Annotated in this window: 4 protein-coding genes and 1 pseudogene; 4 read left to right on the top strand and 1 reads right to left on the bottom strand. The window is 44.4% G+C overall.

Features of this window, described 5'->3' with window-relative positions; all coding sequences use genetic code 11:
- A partial coding sequence (locus ACTIE6_RS12440) for a nucleoside-diphosphate kinase (protein WP_439556946.1) occupies positions 1-238 on the bottom strand: 238 nt, incomplete at its 3' end.
- Positions 239-435: 197 nt separating this feature from the next.
- On the opposite strand from ACTIE6_RS12440, the gene ACTIE6_RS12435 reads away from it, so the two are divergent.
- From ACTIE6_RS12435 to ACTIE6_RS12420, 4 genes and pseudogenes are all read left to right on the top strand, one after another.
- Complete coding sequence (locus tag ACTIE6_RS12435; RefSeq protein WP_439556945.1) at positions 436-1,470, top strand: DHH family phosphoesterase; 1,035 nt, start codon at positions 436-438, stop codon at positions 1,468-1,470.
- A 54-nt stretch (positions 1,471-1,524) separates the two neighbouring features.
- On the top strand, positions 1,525-2,430 hold the full coding sequence (locus tag ACTIE6_RS12430) for an FKBP-type peptidyl-prolyl cis-trans isomerase (RefSeq protein WP_439556944.1): 906 nt from the start codon (positions 1,525-1,527) through the stop codon (positions 2,428-2,430).
- An 83-nt stretch (positions 2,431-2,513) separates the two neighbouring features.
- Complete coding sequence (gene rdgB, locus ACTIE6_RS12425; protein ID WP_439556943.1) at positions 2,514-3,089, top strand: RdgB/HAM1 family non-canonical purine NTP pyrophosphatase; 576 nt, start codon at positions 2,514-2,516, stop codon at positions 3,087-3,089.
- Between the two features lie 27 nt (positions 3,090-3,116).
- Positions 3,117-3,696: pseudogene (locus ACTIE6_RS12420) on the top strand (polyphosphate kinase 2 family protein); the annotation flags it as partial.

Below are 3,696 nucleotides of genomic sequence, written 5' to 3'. Positions count from 1 at the left end.
CCTTTTCCAGGATCATCGGAATGATCGCGCCGGAAGACATGTACTTGCAAAGATCATTATAAAAAGGACGCTCCTTATGAACAGCGTAGAACTCGCCAGCACGCTCTGAAGTAAGCTTTGTTTTTTTCAAGGCTACAATACGAAATCCCGCCTCCTCAATCATTTTGATAATTGATCCCGAGTGACCGTCTTGTACGGCATCCGGCTTGATCATTGTGAAAGTTCTGTTTGTTGGCATACGAAAGCAAATTGATTTTGGTGCAAAACTACTATTTTTCATTGTATATCCTTGATAGTTCGGCACGTATGCATTTTAAGGGACAACAGCAGGCTGATACTTAGGCTTTCGGGGCCAAGATTGAGCAAATCCCAACAGTTTTGTTAATTTTGTGGGCTTATTACGCTCTCGAAATTCCCTTTTTGAAATAAATAACTGTGAACCAAACTGTTAAAGAGTTAAGCTCTTTTTTATCCCTTCCCCAAAAAATCATCATTACGATGCACCGCGACCCTGACGCTGACGCGCTGGGATCTTCGCTTGGGTGGGCTAGTTATTTATCCAAAAAAGGACACGAAGTAACTGTCATCAGCCCTACGGAATACGCGGCAAACCTGCGCTGGATGGTTAATCCCGACCTGGTACTCGTTTACGAAAAAGCCTCTGAGCAAGCTAAATGCCGAAAAAAAATTCAGGAAGCTACATTGATCTGCTGTCTTGACTTTTCTGTGTTATCCCGTTTAAAGGACCTTGGAAAGGTAGTTCAGGAAGCACCTGCTCCCAAAATGATGATAGACCACCATCTGGAACCGGAGTACTTTGCAAAATGGATGATCTGGGATACCAATGCGGCTGCAACAGCACAGCTTGTGTATCAGCTGGTAAAAGAACTGGAAAACGATGCGCCGGCCACTGAGATCTTTGACATTCCGATGGCAGAGTACCTGTATGCCGGGATTATGACAGATACCGGTTCTTTCAGACACGCCAATGTTACTGCGGAAGTGCATCTTGCAGTAGCGGACTTAATGCGCACCGGATTCGATTCGAGTCGCGTTCACAGGCTTATTTACGACAATGCGCCGCTTTCCCGCTTACAATTCCTGGGGTATGTACTTTCGCAAAAGCTTGTGGTATTACCTAAATACAGAACTGCTTATATGGTACTTACCGAGGCTGAACTTCAAAAATTCAATTCAAGTACCGGCGAAACAGAGGGTATCGTTAATTACGGTTTGCAGGTCGAAAATGTGGTGATGTCCGCTATGTTCATCGAGCGCAAAGGAGAGATCAAGATTTCTTTCCGGTCTGTCGGTACGTTTTCGGTAAGAGATCTTGCGAGTACCCATTTCAATGGCGGCGGCCACAAGAATGCGAGTGGAGGAAGATCAGAACAATCAGTAAATGAAACTGTTGAATACTTTTTAAGTATCCTCCCAACATACGAACAGGCGCTTTTGAGCGTTGACTAAGCTTTATATTGCCCTATCAAAATTCACCCAAATATTCCAAATTAAAACAATCAAATGAATCTTAAAACAATCAGTTATGCGATGGGCATAACGATCCTCGCGGCTTCTTGTAATCAGTATAAGACGCAGGTTACGGAGAACGGGCTAAAATATCAGATCTTCGAACATGAAGATGATGCCAGAAAAGCTAAGCTTGGAGATATTATGTCTTTCCACCTGGTTTTGAAAAACGGTACAGATTCAACCCTTCGCGATACCTATAAAGAAGGTAACCCTGTGAAGATGGTATTGCAGGCGCCTCCTTTCAAAGGAAGCTTTGAGGAAGGACTTGCATTACTTGCAACTGGCGATAGCGCGAAATTCATGATCAATGCAGATACATTGTTTGCTAAAATGATGCAGCCAATGCCGCCGATGATCAAAAAAGGTTCTGAGATCAGCTTTACAGTAAAGGTTTTGAGCGTTTTGACATCGGAAGAGTTCCAGAAGCAACAATCGGAAGCAGGTGTTAAGCAGAAAGCAGTTGACGCGAAGGTGATCGATGCTTTTCTCGCAAAAAATAACCTGCAAGGAAAAGCGCGTAAAACGGCATCGGGATTAGTATATGTTCCCCAGGTTGAAGGATCTGGCACAAGTCCGGCGGCAGGTGATAATGTAAAAGTACATTATACAGGCAAATTCCTGGACGGTAAGGAATTTGACAGCTCTAAAAACCAAGGAAAACCATTGGATCTGCAAGTAGGCCAGGGAATGGTAATTCCTGGTTGGGAAGAAGGTATTATGCTAATGAAAAAAGGGGAGAAAGGTTTATTGATCATCCCTTCCGGGTTGGCCTACGGACCAGAAGCTTATGGACCGATCCCAGGAAATTCAGTACTTCAGTTTGAAATGGAATTGATTGATTTCTCCAAGGGAACGGGCGCACCAGCTGCTCCTCCGGTAGCACCACCGACACGCTAACAGAAAAACAAAATCAAACGGCCGCTTCACAAGAGTGGCCGTTTTTTTATGTAAAATGCGCAGCTATTATCAACATCAATACTATGAAACTTTGCTTTGCAACCAATAATGTCAATAAGCTTATCGAAGTCCAGGCTTTGTTGGGAGATCATTTTGAACTGCTCACACTCGCCGAAATTGGCTGTGAAGCCGATATTCCCGAGCCTTACGAAACCATCGCTGAAAACTCGCGCGGTAAAGCTGAATATGTGTTTCAGAACTTCAATGTCAACTGCTTCGCTGACGATACTGGCCTGGAAGTCACCACATTGAATGGCGAGCCTGGCGTAAGATCTGCCCGCTATGCAGGTCCGCAGCGCGAGCCAGCAGATAACATTGCATTACTACTTCAGAATCTTGCTCCATTCGCAAACAAGCAGGCGCGGTTTTTAACTGTAATCACACTGGTAATCGACGGCGCTTACCATCAGTTTGAAGGTTCAGTGGAGGGCACCATTATTCCGGATAAAAGAGGAAATAATGGTTTCGGTTATGACCCGATCTTTGTTCCGGATGATTATGATAAAACCTTCGCTGAAATGACGCTGGCGGAGAAGTCGAAGCTAAGCCACAGAGCACGTGCGTTCTCGAAGCTGGTGGACTTTCTTCAATCCATTTAAGTTAGTATCAACTGTAAAACCCGTGTTATGCAAGATTTTGATCCGGCGGACTACCGTGTAGACGGCTCCAAGAAATTTGACATTGAGAAGGCCAAAACGAAGGTTAAAGATTTTTACGAAGACAAGGAGCACTACGAAGTTTTGCAGGCTGAGGCTGCCAAAGAACTGGATGATCTGCAAAGTGTGATGTATGCGCATAATCGCTACGGACTTTTGGTGATTTTTCAGGCAATGGATGCAGCCGGCAAGGATGGTACGATCAAACACGTGATTTCAGGTGTTAATCCGGTGGGGATCAAGATTCACTCTTTCAAGCGGCCAACGGAAACAGAGCTAAGTCACGATTTTCTCTGGCGTACAAGTCAGGTACTGCCGCAGCGAGGCACAATTACAATTTTTAACAGGAGCTACTATGAAGAGGTGCTGGTAGTGAAAGTAGAACCAGAAATCCTGACCAAGTCACAGCGGCTACCCAAGGAATTAACAGAGGATCTTGATAAGCTCTTTAAACATCGGTATTCGGACATTTCAAATCTTGAAAAGTATCTATATCGGAATGGGATCAGGGTTGTCAAGATTTTCCTGAATGTATCAAAAGAGGAACAGG

The organism is Dyadobacter sp., assembly GCF_051859145.1.
In the GTDB taxonomy this organism is placed as follows: domain Bacteria; phylum Bacteroidota; class Bacteroidia; order Cytophagales; family Spirosomataceae; genus Dyadobacter.
Note: the sequence above shows the minus strand (reverse complement) of the source record. Positions and strands in the feature narration are given on the sequence as shown.